The 14,309-nt window shown below is 63.3% G+C and carries 11 protein-coding genes; 4 read left to right on the top strand and 7 right to left on the bottom strand.

The features are described from left to right. Positions 1 to 12: 12 nt before the first annotated feature. The 3 genes from BJA_RS30635 to BJA_RS30625 all read right to left on the bottom strand — a co-directional run bounded on the left by BJA_RS30635 (position 13) and on the right by BJA_RS30625 (position 4,355). Entirely contained in the window at positions 13 to 1,077 is a 1,065-nt protein-coding gene (locus tag BJA_RS30635; protein ID WP_011088795.1) for an IS110 family transposase, read from the bottom strand. Positions 1,078 to 1,179: 102 nt separating this feature from the next. Beyond that, on the bottom strand, positions 1,180 to 2,460 hold the full coding sequence (locus tag BJA_RS30630; protein WP_011088794.1) for an ABC transporter substrate-binding protein: 1,281 nt from the start codon (positions 2,458 to 2,460) through the stop codon (positions 1,180 to 1,182). Further along, a complete protein-coding gene (locus BJA_RS30625) occupies positions 2,457 to 4,355 on the bottom strand; it encodes an adenylate/guanylate cyclase domain-containing protein (RefSeq protein WP_011088793.1) in 1,899 nt (632 codons plus the stop codon). The genes BJA_RS30630 and BJA_RS30625 overlap by 4 nt, the downstream gene beginning before the upstream one ends. A gap of 436 nt (positions 4,356 to 4,791) precedes the next feature. Here BJA_RS30625 and BJA_RS30620 point away from each other — a divergent pair, with 436 nt between their 5' ends. Both BJA_RS30620 and BJA_RS30615 read left to right on the top strand, forming a co-directional pair. Continuing rightward, complete coding sequence (locus BJA_RS30620; RefSeq protein WP_011088792.1) at positions 4,792 to 5,286, top strand: hypothetical protein; 495 nt, start codon at positions 4,792 to 4,794, stop codon at positions 5,284 to 5,286. Then, a complete protein-coding gene (locus tag BJA_RS30615; protein WP_011088791.1) occupies positions 5,279 to 6,511 on the top strand; it encodes an HlyD family secretion protein in 1,233 nt (410 codons plus the stop codon). The genes BJA_RS30620 and BJA_RS30615 overlap by 8 nt, the downstream gene beginning before the upstream one ends. A 264-nt stretch (positions 6,512 to 6,775) precedes the next feature. Here BJA_RS30615 and BJA_RS30610 read toward each other — a convergent pair whose 3' ends face one another. The 4 genes from BJA_RS30610 to BJA_RS30595 are packed head-to-tail and all read right to left on the bottom strand — an operon-like array spanning position 6,776 to position 11,033. Next, positions 6,776 to 7,474 carry a molybdate ABC transporter substrate-binding protein gene (locus BJA_RS30610; protein ID WP_011088789.1) on the bottom strand — a complete coding sequence of 233 codons (699 nt, stop codon included), beginning with the start codon at positions 7,472 to 7,474 and terminating at the stop codon, positions 6,776 to 6,778. Further along, positions 7,471 to 9,597, bottom strand: a complete 2,127-nt coding sequence (locus BJA_RS30605; RefSeq protein ID WP_011088788.1) for a xanthine dehydrogenase family protein molybdopterin-binding subunit — start codon at positions 9,595 to 9,597, stop codon at positions 7,471 to 7,473. Before BJA_RS30605 ends, BJA_RS30610 begins: the two co-directional genes overlap by 4 nt. Beyond that, positions 9,594 to 10,061, bottom strand: a complete 468-nt coding sequence (locus tag BJA_RS30600) for a (2Fe-2S)-binding protein (RefSeq protein WP_011088787.1) — start codon at positions 10,059 to 10,061, stop codon at positions 9,594 to 9,596. Before BJA_RS30600 ends, BJA_RS30605 begins: the two co-directional genes overlap by 4 nt. 15 nt (positions 10,062 to 10,076) lie before the next feature. After that, entirely contained in the window at positions 10,077 to 11,033 is a 957-nt protein-coding gene (locus tag BJA_RS30595) for a tripartite tricarboxylate transporter substrate binding protein (RefSeq protein WP_178372821.1), read from the bottom strand. A gap of 251 nt (positions 11,034 to 11,284) precedes the next feature. On the opposite strand from BJA_RS30595, the gene BJA_RS30590 reads away from it, so the two are divergent. Both BJA_RS30590 and BJA_RS30585 read left to right on the top strand, forming a co-directional pair. Next, the gene (locus BJA_RS30590) at positions 11,285 to 13,372 is read left to right on the top strand and encodes a molybdopterin-dependent oxidoreductase (RefSeq protein ID WP_011088785.1); all 2,088 of its coding nucleotides are present in this window, start codon (positions 11,285 to 11,287) and stop codon (positions 13,370 to 13,372) included. A 124-nt stretch (positions 13,373 to 13,496) separates the two neighbouring features. Then, positions 13,497 to 14,279, top strand: a complete 783-nt coding sequence (locus BJA_RS30585) for an enoyl-CoA hydratase/isomerase family protein (protein ID WP_011088784.1) — start codon at positions 13,497 to 13,499, stop codon at positions 14,277 to 14,279. The last annotated feature ends 30 nt before the right edge of the window (positions 14,280 to 14,309 follow it).

Below are 14,309 nucleotides of genomic sequence, written 5' to 3'. Positions count from 1 at the left end.
ACGGCGCGACGATCAAGCGGATTGGACGTCTGCATCGTTGGTCCTTGTCAGCTCGAAGGCGCGTCCTTTAGCCAGCACCGCCCAGGCGATGCGGGCAAGCTTGTTGGCGAGTGCGATCGCTAGCACGTTGTGGTGCAATCGCTTCTTGGCGGCTTCGATCCAGGATCTGAGTCCGTAACGTTCCCAGTTCTTGATCCTGACCAGCACCACCCATGCCGCCTGCACGAACAGAACGCGCAGGTAGCGATTGCCGCGCCTTGAGATTTTGCCGAGGATCGTGCGGTCTCCCGTCGAGATCTGCTTGGGCACCAGTCCGAGCCAGGCGCCGAAGTCACGGCCTTTGGAGAAGACGTCTCCAGTGCCGATCGCGGCTACCATGGCGCTCGAAATGATCGGCCCGATGCCAGGCACCGTCATCAGGCGCGAACATGCCTGATCTTGACGGGCCAGTGCTTCGATCTCGCCGGAGAGGCTATCGATGCGCTGATCCAGCCGGCGCCAGTCGCCTGCCAACTCCTCGATGACACGCAACATGCGTGGCGACAGGGCATCGGTGCGCGTGGCAAGGATGGTGGGCAGTTCTGTGCGCAGGAAGCCGATACCCTGGCGCACCGCGATCCCGCGTTCCAGCATGAAGGCGCGAATCTGGTTGATGATGCCGGTGCGTTGCGACACCAGCCGCTCGCGCACCCGATGCAGCGCCTGCAGATCCAGTTGCTCCGCGGTCTTGGTCGCCACGAACTTCATCGTCGGGCGTTGCACGGCTTCGGCAATCGCTTCGGCATCATTGAAGTCGTTCTTCGGTCCTTTGCTATAAGGGCGGACATATTTGGCCGGCATCAACCTGGCATCGTGACCTAGCGATGCGAGTTTGCGGCTCAAATGATGTGCGCCGACGCAGGCTTCCATGCCGATCAGGCAAGGCTGCATATTGGCGAGCCGCGCCTCCACCTGGCCACGCGACCACTTTTGCCGCAGCACGATGGCGCCGCGCGTATCGTGGCCCACGACGTGGAACGAGTTTTTGCCGATATCGATGCCGATCACGGCGATCGCAGTACTGGGTGTCTGGGACATGGCGTGCTCCTTGTCTTGGCGCCCCTGGCCAGCTTATCGCTGGCGGGGCAGGAGCACGGCCGGACCATCCCATTAGCGGACTCCAGGCCGCACCAATCTGGTTCACCATTCCTTGAATGTCGGCTCGGCGCACCCGCCGCATACCCACGGAAATGTCCAGTCGGCGGTAAGCTTTGCGCTCTCTGGAATGTAGCGGCTCCAGACCGAAGCCTTGATCGGGTTGATCGAGCGCCAGACCACGTCGAACCTGCCATCCGGATTGAGCTTGCCGATCATCGCGGGCTTGGAAAGATGATGATTGGTATTCATCACCACCTCAAAACCGCTCGGCGCCTTGATCCTCTGACCGTACATAGCCTGACGGACCGCATTCGCGTCTGATGTACCTGCCTGAGTGACGGCCTGCGCCCACATCCGGAAGCCGATGAAGGTCGCCTCCATCGGATCGTTCGTGATGTTGTCGCGCTGCTCGTTGAAGTCGGTCCACATCTTGACGAATGCGTCGTTCTCCGGCGTCGTGACCGACTGGAAGTAGCTCCGCGCCGCCATGTGCCCAACAAGCCGGCTGACGTCTACACCTCGCAATTCTCGTGCTGTAACGGAGAGCCCCATGACAGGAATCTTGCGGGCCTCAACCTGCTGGGCCGCCAATTCGTTGTACAGATGGCCGTTAGCATCTCCGCTGATGGTTGAAATCACGGCGGTCTTTTTACCCTGTGAGCCAAGGACCTTGATCTTCTCGACGATCTCGCGCCAGTCCGAATGGCCAAGCGGCGCATAGATCGTGGTGACGTCCTCGGCATTCACGCCTTCCGCGGCGAGGTATGCGCCGAGGATCCGGTTGGTCATGCGCGGATAGTCGCTTTCGGTTCCGAGGAGGACCCAGCGGCGAATACCGCCTCCCTCCTTGCTCATCAAGTAGCGAACGGCCGGAATCGCCTGCTGGCTCGGCGCCGCGCCGGTGTAGAAGACGTTCCGCGAGCTTTCCTCACCTTCGTGCTGAACCGGATAGAAAAGCAGGCCGTTCAGTCGCTCGAACACCGGAATGACGGCTTTTCTGGATGTTGAGGTCCAGCAACCGAACACGACCGCGACCTTTTCGTTCGCGAGCAACTCGCGCGCCTTGTCGGTGAATGCGTCCCAGTCCGAAGCGGGGTCGGCGACGACCGGCTCCAGTTTTCTGCCGAGCAACCCGCCCTTCTTGTTCTGGTCCGCAATCATCATCAGAACCGTGTCCTTCAGCGCGGATTCGCTGTTGGCCATGGTCCCGGACAGGGAGTGCAGAATGCCGACCTTAATGGTGTCTTCGGCGCCATGAGCCATCGAAGCAAAAAGAATGAGCGGCACGGCAAAGAACCCGCGCAAGGAACAAATCCACCTCATGCCGAAGCTCCGACGAGTTCGAAAATGCGGGTTTCTTTTGTCATGCCCTTGGCAATGACCGCATCGAAGGCCTTGAATTCGAATTGATCGCGAACGCGCAAGTATACGTCCTCGCTTGCGAGGACGGTTGTCCCGACCTGCTTGTTCAGGCCTTCCAGCCGTGCGGCAAGATTAACCGTGTTTCCGAGAGCGGTGTAATTCATGCGCTCGGACGATCCTACATTGCCGACGACGGCTTCCCCGACATGAATGCCGAACCTTGTGACGAAAGGCGTCAGGCCTTCAGCCGCGAATTCGGCATTGAGCCGTTCGCCCGCTGCTTTGGCCGCAAGCGTCGCCCGGCACGCACGGGCGACATGGTCGGGTTGTGGATGGGGGGCATTCCAGAACACCATGACAGCGTCGCCGATGAACTTGTCGACCGTGCCGCCCTCGGTGAGGAATGCGTCCGTCATCACGGAGAAATACCGCGATGTCTGCCGCATCAACCCATCGGGATCGGCTGCTTCCGCAATCGTCGTAAAGCCCTGAACATCGGTGAAGACCAGCGTGATCTCCTGTTTGACGCCGCCGAGCGTGGTGGAGATGGAATTGTCGATGAGGCCGCGGACGATCTCCTTGGGGACGAAATGTGCGAACGACCATATCGCCCGCTGCGCCAGATTGACGGTGCTGCCCAGCTCGTGAATCTCGCGAATATACGAGGTTACCGGCGCGAGGCTGGGTTCAGCCAGCGTCTGAAGCTGGCCAGCCTGCGCCGTGATGCGTTTCAGGGAGTGCGACATTGTGCTGCCGAACATCCAGACCAGCGGCACAAAGGCCGCACCGACGATGATCGCGAGGATCAATCCGGTAAACTGGAGCCGTCGAACATTCTGAACGAAGTCATCCTCGGCAGCCAGCAGCAGGATGCTGCCGTTGTATCCTTCGCCAAGTGTGAACTTCGTCAATCTGAACAGGTAGCCCTGTCCGTCCTCATCGCGGATGAGGCCCTCGTTGTGGTCGCGGTTATGCGACCGTCGAACAACGGAGGCCACCATTCCGGAATTGATCTCGTCGATGCTGGGCAACTGCGATTGCGAAGGATGCGTCATCGCGCTTTCGACAAGTCCCGTAAATTCGGGATGCGCGATGAGCGAGCCGGCTTGGTCGAATATCATGACCGTGCCATTCTGGCCCGGCCGTTGCGCCTGGACGAATGCACTGAAGGTATCGAGCTTGAGATCGGCTGCGAGAACGCCCGGCACCTTGCCCCGCAACGGGGCGCTGACGGTGATCACCGGCGCGTCGATGCTGAACGACAGATAGGGTGCCGAAACATATGGCCGGTCCGACCGCAGCGTTTGCCAGTACCAGGACCGCTTGCGGCCGTCGTATCCGTAGTTCCACAGGTCGATTTCGCCGACCTCGTTGCCCTGACGGTCCTGAAAGACACGGCGCATCGGCAGATCGCCAGCTGGCGTCGGACGAATCAAGCTGATCGCAAATTCGGCGCTCGCCGGCGCCCGCAGCCGGTCGCGCTGGTCTTCGCTGAGACTGCTGGTGCGCCTCACCTGCAGCCATGCGCCATTGTCGAAGCCAGCATAGATGCTGTCCATCTGCGGCATTTCCTGCAGCGCCGCTTTGAACAGGGGGATGGCCCGGCCGGTCTCCGACCTTTCATTGGAATCGGCTACGCTCGAACTGGTCGCCAACACATTCACCAGCGACGCGATGGCATTCAGTTCGCCCTGCAGACGGCCCAACGACTTGGTGCTGGCGGAGTCCATGAATGCCGACGCGGCTTCATGTGTCGCCGCGCGCAGCGAGCGGGCTTGTATGGCTATCAGCAGCCCAGCGAGCGCGACGACAAACGTCATCACCGCCAGTGTGATCGAGGTTCGGAAGGTGAACATGCCAAGCCTCCTCGTCGTTTTGCTCAGGCTATAGTCTTTCCGGAGAACGTCCAGCAATAGATTCGCGGTGCGATTGCGTACATAGACATTCGCAGCCCGCGCAACGTACTCCAGTTTACTGTGTGGCCGTGTAGCGCGGCGAGAGGTCCAGGATGAGGTCTTTGGGCTTCGCCCTTCCTGGAGTGGCCGCGACCTCGTACGCAGCGGCGTCCGAACGGCACCGCTGTCTCACGGCGGATCTCCGTCCTAACAGACCGATCGGATGGTTACATATAGAAGGCGTGGATTGCTGCTGCGAGCGTCGTCGGTGGCGCCGAGCGACCTTTGGAGGTTGTTATGGCGCTGCTGCAAGCAAAGCTTGCCAAGTGTCGTCATTGTGCGAGTATGTAAGCCGCAAGCCCTGTTTTAACACAGTGCCACCCGGTTATTTGGGGGAGTGGACGTGAGCGACCTGCATTCGGCTGCACCTCATCATCTTCCAGGCTTCATCACTGCTCCAGACGACACCGATATCCTCATGTTGGTTGTCGGCATTATCTTGATCGGGGCCGTTCTTTTGGTCGGCAATTTCTATTTGCACCTGCACACGATGCCGGAGCGGATGGCCCATAAGTCGCAGAAGTTTCAGTTTGAAATCGTGGCTATGCTGGGGCTTTTGGCGCTGTTCACGCACAACCACCTATTCTGGGTAATCGGCCTGTTCCTCGCTATGATCGATCTACCAGACTTCAGCACGCCGCTCCGGAAGATCGCTCGAGCAGTCGAAAAAATGGCCGGCGTTGCACTAGAGCCGGACGCTACCGACGCGCCGAGCCACGCTGCCCCTCATGCAGCCAATACGTCAGATGTGATGAAGACCAGTGCCGCCGTCGACGAGATCAAGAGCAGGATTGAACGCGATCTGAAGCGGGGGACGCCGGGCAATGCTTGAACTCCTCCTCTGCGCCACCTTCACCATCCTTCCGGACTATCTCTATCGTCGCTATCGGCAGGGAAAGCGCATAGGGCGTGAAATCACGCTCTATTCAGTCTGGTTCGAACTGCGGTTTGGCATCGTCGCCTGTCTGATGCTGACGGTGTCGCTGATCACAATGATCTTCTATTTTCATCCATCGACCTCGTCGGCGACGATGTTCTATCGGACCGTCCCGATCATGACGGAAGTCAACGGCCGGGTTGCCGAGGTTCACGTCGATGTCAGTGCGGACGTCAAGCAAGGCGACGTGATTTTCAGGCTCGACAGCGCCAAGCAGGAAGCTTCGCTTCTGAGAGCCAAGCGCAAGGTGGCCGAAGTCGATGCCGCTATGCTGTCGGCGCAGGCCGATGTGATGAAGGCGGAAGGCCAGCTTCAGGAGGCAAAAGGCTCGCTGCAGCAAGCGCAGGACGAACTTGATACCAAAACTGAATTGCAGAAGCGCAACCCTGGAATCGTTCCGCAGCGCGACATCGAAAAGCTTGGTGTGGCGGTTGCAGGTCGTCAGGGCTCCCTCGACGCCGCGACCGCCTCCAAGCAATCCGCCTCGACGCGGTTGAACGATCTGCTACCGGCGGAGAAGGCAAGCGCTGAGGCAGCATTGGCCGAAGCCCAGGTCGATCTGGACAAAACTTTCATTCGCGCCGGCGTTGACGGACGGGTCGAGCAGTTCGGACTGAAGCCGGGCGATATCGTCACTCCAAATATGCGCACGGCCGGTGTGCTGATTCCGGAGGGCGCCGGACGGCGTGCTTTAATGGCCGGATTTGGGCAGATCGAGGCTCAGGTTTTGAAGGTCGGAATGGTTGCCGAGGCCACCTGCATCTCCAAGCCATGGACGATCATTCCCATGGTGGTGACCAGCGTGCAGGACTACATCGCGGCGGGCCAATTCAGGGGCGGCGAACAACTGATTGAGGCGCAGCAGGTTGCGCGTCCAGGCACCATTCTCGTCTTCATGGAGCCGATCTACAAGGGCGGGCTGGAGGGCGTGACGCCCGGCAGCAGCTGTGTCGCCAATGCCTACACCAGCAATCACGATAGGATTGAGGACAAGCAGACGGGCACGCTTAAGCGCTTTGCCCTGCACGCTGTCGACGCTACCGGCATCGTGCACGCCATGCTGCTGCGCATCCAGGCGCTGGTGCTACCGGTCCAGACGCTGGTGCTGAGCGGACATTGAGTGGGTGGTCGGATGGTGCTGGCGACGACGTAGCTGTGATTTGCAGAATGCGCACTCGATTCCGTTGATGTGCCTTCTGCGACCTCCAGCGATGTCCGCTATTGCGCTGCTAGGGCCGATGGCGGCTCCTCAGGTCGAACAAAATGTGCGATGTCGCTTGTTGGCCCATCTCGGACCTGAGGTGAGGTGCGCCAACGCGCCGCTATCAGAGGCAGAGCGGACCTCATACGAAGTGCAGCGCAAGTTTATGAGTGCTCGCCCGCCCTAGCCAGCAAAGCCCGCGCGCTCGCGCAGCTCCTTTCGATCCGCGCCTGTCAGCAAAGCGATCAGCGCGGCGGTTTCCTTCGGATGTGCGGCCTGCGTGGTCACGCCGGCCGTGTACATCGTCATCAGTTCGCAGCCCGGCGGCAGCGATCCCGACAGCACAATGCCGTCGGTCGCGATGATCTCGGTCGCCTGGGTGCAACCGAGCGGTCTTTGCGCGGTGGATGTCGCAAGCTCCCGCATCGCGGTCGCGCCGTTGGGGAATATCTTGAGGCGCGATGCGACCTCGTAGGCGATGCCGAGCTGATCCAGGATCTTTGCGACGTGCTGGCCCGCGGTCGAAGCCCTGGTGTCGGGCACATAGATGGCGTCTGCGGCACGCAGGACCTCGCGCAGGTCGGCTTCAGTCTTCACGGCCACCTTGGGATCGCGGTTGCGGACCGCCAGCGCGGTTTCAACTCTGCCGACATCTGCGATCGAGGAGGGGACGACGAGCTTCTCCTCGGCAAGTTTCGCGAGCAACGCCTGCGTTAATATGACGAGATCGGCCGGCGTGCTCGCACGCAGCTTGTCGGCCATGATACCGACCGCACCGAACTCGCCGTCGATGCCGAACCCGGTCTGCGTCTTGAAGGCCTCGCTGAGGCCGCGCACCAGGCCTTGCGCCGCGCCGCCGCTCAGAATATTCACTGTCGTCACGATGCAAGCTCCATGGCTGCGATGATCTTGTCGCGCGTGATCGGCAGGTCGCGCACGCGCACGCCGAGGCAATCGTGGACCGCGTTCGCGATCGCCGCCGTCACCGGGCCGTGTGCGGCTTCGCCGGCGCCGACCGGCTCGATCTCCGGCCGCTGGATGATCTCGACATCCACCGCCGGCGCCTCGCTGGAGGTCAGGATCGGATAGTCGGTCCACGATGTCGATGTGATGCGTATGCGGTCGAAGCGGACGCGCTCCTTCAACACCCAGCTCGTCGCCTGGATCGCGCCGCCTTCGATCTGGTTGATCACGCCGTCGGGGTTGATGGCTTCGCCGACATCGACCGCCAGCGTCAGCCGCCTCACGCGGATATCGTCGGTGCCTTCGATCTCGGCAATCGCGGCGCAATAGGCGCCCGTGTTCTTGTAGCGCGCAAAACCGACGCCGTGGCCGATACCGGTTCGCTTCTGCGGCTTCCACTGCGCGCGTCGGGCTGCGGCGCGAATGACGTCCTTCGCGCGCTCATCGCGCAGATGGCGCAGACGAAACGCGACCGGATCTTCGCCGCGCAGGGCGGCGATCTCGTCGAGCAGGGATTCGATCGCGAACACGTTGCCTTGCCCGCCCAGGGTCCGCAGCGCCGAGGTGCGCACCGGCATGGTCAGCAGGCGGTGGCTCGTGATCGTCCAGGCCGGGAGGTCATAGAGCGGAACGGAATTGCGGTCGCCGCCGCCGCCATTGGCCGCCGGCGGGTTCGTCGAGATCATGCGCGGATAGGGATTTGCGATCTCGGTTGCCGCGAGCAGCGCCGGCTGTGCCGCGCGTCCCGGCCGCGCCGCGTGGCCGTTGCTCCAGATCGCATGGCGCCAGCCGACGATCTCGTTGTCCGCATCGAGATCGGCCTCGATCTCGATGGCCATGGCCGCGCCGAACGGCGCGTGGGACATCTCGTCGTGGCGCGACCACTGCACCCGGACCGGACGGCCGTCGACCGCTTTCGCCAGCAGCACGGCATCGAGCGCGACGTCGTCGGCCGCATTGTGCCCGTAGCAGCCGGCGCCCTCCATGTGCTCGACGACGATGTTTTCTGCCGGCAGCCTGAGCACGATCGCGAGATCGGCGCGCAGCAGATAGACGCCCTGGCTGTGGGTCCAGACGTGGACACGATCGCCCTCCCACCGCGCCATCGCACAGGACGGCGCGATCGAGGCATGCGCGATATAGGGGCGGGTGTATTGCCGGCGGAGAGTGCGCGCGGCCTTCTGTGGCGACGCGGCCGATCTGGTGTCGATGGTGGTCGTCTCGACCGGTTGGCTCTTCAGGAAGCCCGCCAGATCGTTTTCGTCGGGCAGCGGTTCGCCGGCCGACCATGTCGCGCCCTTGCGCAGGGCATTCAGCGCGGATTCCGCCGCCACCTCGCTGTCGGCGACCACGCCGGCGAAACTGCCGTCGCGAGCGATCGCGACGAGGCCCGGAACGGTGCGCACGGCTGTTTCGTCGAGCGCGGTCAATTTGGCGCCCGAGATGTCCGGCCGCAGCACGCGGCCGTGCAACAGTTCCGGCAGCGCATGGTCGTGGATGAAGCGCGGCCGTGCGAACACCTTGTCGGGAATGTCCACGCGCTGGATCGAATGTCCTGCTACGGCACGCGTGGCGGCGGCCTTCGCAGTCGCGCCAGCAGTGGCATCCTGGTCGAGCGAGACGTCGCCCGCCAGCTCCCAATAGCTGGTCCTGACATTGCCGGGACCTGAGATCGTGCCGTCATCGACATCGAGCCGCGAGGCATCGACGCCGAGCCGCTCCGACGCTGCGGCGAGGAAGATCTGGCGCACTTCGGCGCAAACGTGTCGCAGCGCGCGGCCGGATTGCTGGATCGAAAGGCTGCCCGAGGTGACGCCTTCGTTCGGGCTGGTTGCGGTCGAGGCGCGGATCATTTCGATTCGGCCGATATCGACGTCGAGCTCGTCCGCGGCGATCTGGGCCAGCGCCGTGACGATGCCCTGGCCGATCTCGACCTTGCCGGGCGAGATCGCGACGCGGCCGTCGCCGGTGAACCGCACCCAGGACGACAGTCTTGGACTGGTCACGAGGCTGACCGGCAGTTTCGGGGCAGGGGGCGTCATGGGGTGGCCATCTCCGAGGCCGCGCGCAGCACGGCGCGGACCATGCGGTTATGCGATCCGCAGCGGCACAGGTTGCGGTCAAGCGCCGTTCTGACCTCAGCCTCCGTCGGCGACGGATTGCGCTTCAGCAGGGCCGCCGCACTGATCAGGATTCCCGAAACACAATAGCCGCATTGCATCGCCTGTTCGGAGATGAAGGCGCGTTGCAAGGCGTGTGGCTGCTCCGTCGTGCCGAGGCCTTCGATCGTGACGACGTCTTTGCCGGCAACCGACCACATCGGCATGTCGCAGGAGGCCATCGCGCGGCCGTCCACCATGACGTAACAGGCCCCGCACTCATTGGCACCACAGCCAAAATGCGGACCGGTAACGCCGAGGCGGCCGCGCAGAACATCGAGCAGCCTCTGATCTGGATCAGCGTCCACAGCCGTCGCCGTGCCGTTGAGCTGGAATTGAATCGGCATGGTCGTTCTACGGCCTCAGGACTTGTCGAACTTCTTGACGACATCGGCCCATTTCTCGATGTCGCCGCGCAGGAACTTGTCGAATTCCTCCGGCGTCATCGACATGGGCACGGCACCCTGCGCGGTCCAGAGCTTGACGATGTCCGGACGTTTCACCATCGCGTTCACGGCGGCGTTGAGCTTGTCGATGACTGGCTTCGGCGTGCCGGCCGGCGCCATCAGGCCCAGCCAGATCGTGGCCTCATAGCCTGCTGTGCCGGCCTCGCCCGCGGTCGGCACGTTCGGCAGCACCGCTGAACGCTGCTTGCCGGTGGTGGCGAGCGCGCGGACCTGGTTCTCGGCGATGTTCGGCGCCATCGCCGGCACGGCGTCGATCATCATCTGCACCTGTCCGCCGATCACGCCGCTGCGCGCCTCGCCGCTGTTGCGGTAGGGCACGTGGACGACGTTGATGCCCGCCATCGCTTTGAACAGCTCGCCAGCCATGTGATAGGGCGTGCCCTGGCCGGAGGAGGCGTAGTTCAGCTTCCCCGGTTGCGATTTGGCGAGCGTGATGAACTCTTGCAGCGTCTTGGCTGGAACCTGCGGGTTCACCACGATGACGAGATCGGAATAGTTCACCGGCGCGATCGGCGCGAGGTCGCGCATCAGCTCATATTTGCGTTGCTCCGGCGTCAGCAGCGATTCATTCGCGGTCTGGGTGTTGGACATCATCAACAGCGTGTAGCCGTCGGCCGGCGACTTCGCCGCTTCGACGGTGCCGATGACGCCCCCCGCGCCGGTGCGGTTCTCGACCACGAAGGGCTGGCCAAAACTCTCCTGGAGCGCGTTGCCGATCAGCCGGGCCGCGACGTCGGCCGGCCCGCCGGCGCCGAAGGGCACGACGATTCGGACCGCGTGCGTGGGATAATCCTGCGCCAATGAGGGAGCTGCGGCGGCTACGCCGAGCAGGCCGGCGGCCAGCGCCAGCATGAATTGTCGGGCCGTCACGCCCACCTCCCTGATATCGTTCTTGTTGGGCGCACTGTAGCGGCAGGGAACGCGGACTGTCGACGCCTCACAACGTCGATCGCGCCGGGAATATCGGGCGGCTTTCGGTGTGGCCGGGCCGGATTTCGTGCTTTCGGCAGGAACCGGCCGCGCGTGCGGTTTGAGCAAATCGCATGGGCGTTGCCGGATAAATGCTCTCGGCCGGCCGGTATTTTGGTGTTACGAACTGGGACATGAACCAGCACGCCAAGATCGAAATCCGCCATTCGACCTGTCCGCACGATTGCCCCTCAGCCTGCGCCCTCGATGTCGAGGTGGTCGAAGGCCGCAGCATCGGCCGCGTCCGCGGTTCGAAGAAGCAGACCTATACGGCCGGCGTCGTCTGCGCCAAGGTCGCCCGCTATGCCGAGCGTATCCATCACCCCGAACGGGTGATGTATCCGATGCGCCGCACCGGGCCGAAGGGCTCCGGGCAGTTCGCGCGCATCTCCTGGGACGAGGCGCTGGACGAGATCGGACATCGGTTCAACCTAGCCGAGCGCGAGTTCGGCGCGGAATCGGTCTGGCCCTACTACTACGCCGGCACGATGGGGCTGGTGATGCGCGACGGTCTCAATCGCCTCACGCATGTGAAGAAATATTCGCGCTTCTATCAGACGATCTGCGCCAATGTCGCACGGATCGGATATGCGATCGGCACCGGCAAGATCGCCGGCGTCGATCCGCGCGAGATGGCGCTCTCCGACCTCGTCGTGATCTGGGGCACCAATCCGGTCAACACCCAGGTCAACGTGATGACGCACGCCGCGCGGGCACGCAAGGAGCGCGGCGCCAAGATTGCAGCCGTCGACATCTACGATAACGAGACCATGAAGCAGGCTGATATCAAGATCATCCTGCGTCCCGGCACCGACGGCGCCTTCGCCTGCGGCGTCATGCACGTCCTGTTCCGCGACGGCTATGCCGACCGCACCTACATGGACAAGTACACCGATTGCCCTGCCGAGCTCGAGGCGCATCTGAAGGCGCGCACGCCGGAATGGGCCTCCGCCATCTGCGGCGTCCCGGTCGCCGAGATCGAGGCTTTTGCGAAGGCCGTCGGCGAGACCAAACGCACCTTCTTCCGCTATGGCTACGGCTTTACGCGCAGCCGCAATGGCGCCACGCAGATGCATGCGGCGAATTGCATCCCCGCAGTGACCGGGGCCTGGCAGTATGAGGGCGGCGGCGCCTTCTTCAACAATTACGCGCTGTGGCACTTCAACGAAGCCATCATCGAGGGCCACGACGCGATCGACCGGACCACGCGCGCGCTCGACCAGTCGAAGATCGGCCGCATCCTCACCGGCGACGCCGAGGCCCTGCTCGGCAAGGGCCCGGTCAAGGCGATGCTGATCCAGAACACCAATCCGATGACGGTGGCGCCGGAGCAGGCGCTGGTGGCCCAGGGGTTTGCGCGCGAGGATCTGTTCGTCGCGGTGCACGAGCAGTTCATGACCGAGACAGCGCTGATGGCCGACATCGTGCTGCCGGCGACCATGTTCATGGAGCACGACGACCTCTATTACGGCGGCGGCCATCAACACATCTCGGTTGGACCCAAGCTGATCGACCCGCCCGGCGAATGCCGCTCCAACCACCAGGTGTTGCAGGCGCTGGCACCGCGGCTTGGCGCCAGGCATCAGGGCTTCGAGATGACGTCGCGCGAGCTGATCGACGCAACGCTGAAGCTCAGCAACCACGGCGACATCGCCGGGCTCGAAGCCGACATCTGGCGCGATCTGCAACCCGACTTCCGCACCGCGCATTTCCTCGACGGCTTTGCCCATGCCGACGGGAAATTCCATTTCAGGGCGGACTGGGCGCATCCGCCGTTCGGCCAGACGATGGGCGATGTCGACAAGATGCCGTCGCTGCCCGACCATTGGGCGGTGATCGAGCACGCCGACCAGGCCCATCCGTTCCGGCTTGCGACCAGTCCCTCGCGCAGCTTCCTCAACACCACCTTCAACGAGACGCCGTCCTCGCAGGCGCGCGAGGGCAAGGCGAGCGTGATGATCCACCCGCTGGATGCAGCCCCCCTCGATATCGCCGACGGCGGCGCCGTGACGCTCGGCAACACCCGCGGCGAGACCACGCTGATTGCGACGCTGTTCGAGGGCGTGCGGCGCGGCGTCCTGATCGCGGAGTCCGTTCATCCGAACAAGAATCACGTCGGCGGCCGCGGCATCAACATGCTGACCGGCGCCGAGGCCGTGGCGCCGATCGGCGGCGCCGCATTCCACGACAACAAGGTCTGGATCAGAAAAGCGGTCGCCTGAGCGCGCATGGCGATTGCCTCGCATTTGTGTCGAGGCGCTAAAGCGGTGTCGGGCCGCAGATTGCGCTTGCGCCTCGCGCCCGAGCTGCCGCAAATGGCGGCAAACGGGAGCAAGGAAGCGTGCCATGACCGATACGACGGCCGTCATCACCGAGAAGCGCGGGCAGGCGTTCTGGATCACCATCAACCGGCCGGAGAAACGCAACGCGCTGAACGGCGCCGTCATCGCCGGCATCACCAAAGGCTACCGCGACGCGCATGACGACAAGGACGTCCGCGTCATCGTGCTGACGGGCGCGGGCGACAAGGCGTTCTGCGCCGGCGCCGATCTGCAGAATTCCGGCGCGGCTTTCGCGATGGATCATTCCAAACCAAATGTCGACTATGCCGATCTGTTACGTTTGTCACAGAACGCCACCAAGCCGGCGATTGCGCGGGTCGGCGGCGTCTGCATGGCCGGCGGGATGGGGCTGTTGTGCATGACCGACATGGCGGTTGCGGCCGATCACGTCATCTTCGGCCTGCCGGAGGTGAAGGTCGGCGTGTTCCCGATGCAGGTCCTGAGCCTGTTGCAGAGCATCGCCCCGCCGCGCCTCGTCAATGAATGGGCGCTGACCGGCGAGCCGTTCGACGCGAAGGCGGCGCAGGCAGCGGGCCTGCTCAACTATGTCGTGCCCGCGGCCGAGCTGGATGCCAAGGTCGACTGGCTGATCGGCCGCATCGTCGACAAATCCCCGACCGCGATCCGCCGCGGCAAGTACGCCATGCGCGCCATCGCCTCGATGTCGTTCGACGAGAGCATCGCCTACACCGAAAGCCAGATCGCGCTGCTGGCGATGACCGAGGATGCGAAAGAGGGCCTGAAGGCGTTCAGCGAGAAGCGCAAGCCGGTCTGGACGGGGCGGTGAGGTTCGATGTCGTCCTGGCGAAAACCAGGA

The organism is Bradyrhizobium diazoefficiens USDA 110, from assembly GCF_000011365.1.
Lineage (GTDB): Bacteria > Pseudomonadota > Alphaproteobacteria > Rhizobiales > Xanthobacteraceae > Bradyrhizobium > Bradyrhizobium diazoefficiens.
The sequence above is the reverse complement of the archived record's forward strand: the minus strand, read 5'-3'. Positions and strand labels throughout refer to the sequence as shown.

Coding starts and splice junctions, on each gene's coding strand:
- BJA_RS30635 (WP_011088795.1), bottom strand. CDS start 1,077: ATGTCCCAGACACCCAGTACTGCGATCGCCGTGATCGGCATCGATATC.
- BJA_RS30630 (WP_011088794.1), bottom strand. CDS start 2,460: ATGAGGTGGATTTGTTCCTTGCGCGGGTTCTTTGCCGTGCCGCTCATT.
- BJA_RS30625 (WP_011088793.1), bottom strand. CDS start 4,355: ATGTTCACCTTCCGAACCTCGATCACACTGGCGGTGATGACGTTTGTC.
- BJA_RS30615 (WP_011088791.1), top strand. CDS start 5,279: ATGCTTGAACTCCTCCTCTGCGCCACCTTCACCATCCTTCCGGACTAT.
- BJA_RS30605 (WP_011088788.1), bottom strand. CDS start 9,597: ATGACGCCCCCTGCCCCGAAACTGCCGGTCAGCCTCGTGACCAGTCCA.
- BJA_RS30600 (WP_011088787.1), bottom strand. CDS start 10,061: ATGCCGATTCAATTCCAGCTCAACGGCACGGCGACGGCTGTGGACGCT.
- BJA_RS30595 (WP_178372821.1), bottom strand. CDS start 11,033: ATGCTGGCGCTGGCCGCCGGCCTGCTCGGCGTAGCCGCCGCAGCTCCC.
- BJA_RS30590 (WP_011088785.1), top strand. CDS start 11,285: ATGAACCAGCACGCCAAGATCGAAATCCGCCATTCGACCTGTCCGCAC.
- BJA_RS30585 (WP_011088784.1), top strand. CDS start 13,497: ATGACCGATACGACGGCCGTCATCACCGAGAAGCGCGGGCAGGCGTTC.